Genomic DNA, 1,197 nt, shown 5'->3' with positions numbered 1-1,197 from the left:
AGAAGGTGATCTGATCCATGGTGGCAACGATCCTATGCGGTTGACGACGGCCGTATTATCGCTGATTTTGGGGACTTATTCAGAGTCTCCCTAAGAAACGTCCAGGCTGCGCCTGATAATCTTCTCCGTGAATGCTTATCCTTTCATGCCCAGGCACGGCTTAGCCTTTGCTCTAGGCCCGTTCTCTCCATTGCCAAAGGCGCATCACGAATGCCCTCTGGTTTTCACAGTTGTTCCCGCAAGATCAAAATTAACAATTTGACGACCGCCAATCTTTTTATTCGGATTGGTGTCTACAATTTTGTTCGCACCAACAAAGCATTACCTGTCTAGGATCTCCAACGCCTTGCCTATCCATTCTGCAACTGACATGCCTTCTGATTCGGGCTTGAAATTGCCGCCTAGCTTATTGAAAGTATCTTGGGGTAAATCACTTTTACTTAGAAGCTCCTTTAGACCATGAACCAACTGAACTATAGAGTCAGTTGGTTCAGCCTTTTTGAAATCTTTTACAGCGGATAGCGATGATTCGTAATCATCACGCCAATCTTGATGGAAATAAGCATCAAAGAAGTATTCAAATATTTTGCTCACTATTTACTCCTAATTATTTGGCTTCGGGAACGAGGTGTGAACACGGTAACCGTTTGGAGCTAAAGGATCTTTCACCAAAAGGACAAATGATTTATTGGATGCTTGGGATATGGTATCGCCTTGAGGAATAACCTGGCCAACCTCGTAATCAAGTGTTTCATTGAGTGCGAGTCTAGGTTGTGGGCTATTTATGAGCCAATCCTGAACGCTATTGCTGTTCCTCGATAATACATCTCCAATCGCTCTCTGAGCTATTTCTAAATCTGTGTAAGTTGATGAACCTAGAATATCCGGCTCAGTCTCAAACCGTTGCAACAACTGCTCTTCGGTTTTGCCAACATGTCGCCTAATAGTATGCCCGTCCAAGTTTTCATGGAAAACCAGTGTTCCACCACTTTCACTCTTAATCAAAGTGGATTTGTTGTTTGGAGCACTCTCTCCATCACCACCAACGCTCTTTTGAAAAACCAAATACAGCGGCTCAATCCCACTATCCTTCGGAAAACTTACGATCAGCTCAACCTGATCCTCAAAGGGCCGCTGATAGCCCGGCGGCGAATGTTCCTGGCCATCCTCCTGGATGGGCGTCACCAGAATGCTGTA

The 1,197-nt window shown here is 45.0% G+C and carries 2 protein-coding genes; both read right to left on the bottom strand.

The window, feature by feature from the left end; translation table 11 throughout:
• Positions 1-321 precede the first annotated feature (321 nt).
• Complete coding sequence (locus tag ABIE59_RS19960; protein ID WP_354449547.1) at positions 322-594, bottom strand: contact-dependent growth inhibition system immunity protein; 273 nt, start codon at positions 592-594, stop codon at positions 322-324.
• A 9-nt stretch (positions 595-603) separates the two neighbouring features.
• Positions 604-1,197, bottom strand: a 594-nt coding sequence (locus ABIE59_RS19955) for an RNase A-like domain-containing protein (protein ID WP_354449546.1), incomplete at its 5' end; no start/stop codon positions are given.

Source organism: Marinobacter sp. MBR-99 (genome assembly GCF_040547575.1).
GTDB lineage: Bacteria > Pseudomonadota > Gammaproteobacteria > Pseudomonadales > Oleiphilaceae > Marinobacter.
This window is presented reverse-complemented; position numbering and strand designations above follow the sequence as displayed.